This window comes from Ralstonia sp. ASV6 (genome assembly GCF_016429285.1).
GTDB lineage: Bacteria > Pseudomonadota > Gammaproteobacteria > Burkholderiales > Burkholderiaceae > Ralstonia > Ralstonia flaminis.
The window spans coordinates 1-250 of record NZ_JAELUI010000711.1; the positions used below are offsets into that span (position 1 = coordinate 1).

The window sequence follows — 250 nt, forward strand, 5'->3', positions numbered from 1 at the left end:
CCCCCCCCCCCCCCCCCCCCCCCCCCCCCCCCCCCCCCCCCCCCCCCCCCCCCTTTTCAAGCAGAAGACGGCATACGCGATCAGGCGCCATGTCTCGTGGGCTCGGAGATGTGTATAAGAGACAGGGGCAAGCGCGCGTCTCGACGATTGAAGAACTGCGCGCCGCCTGGGGTGCCATGCAGCACGTGCCGTGCGTGCTGGAGAAGATGCTGCCGCTGGCGTACGAGGTGTCTGTGCTGGCCGCCCGTGC

General features: G+C 70.8%; 1 pseudogene. It reads left to right on the plus strand.

The features are described from left to right. Positions 1–122: 122 nt before the first annotated feature. Positions 123–250: pseudogene (locus JHD73_RS28975) on the plus strand (5-(carboxyamino)imidazole ribonucleotide synthase); the annotation flags it as partial.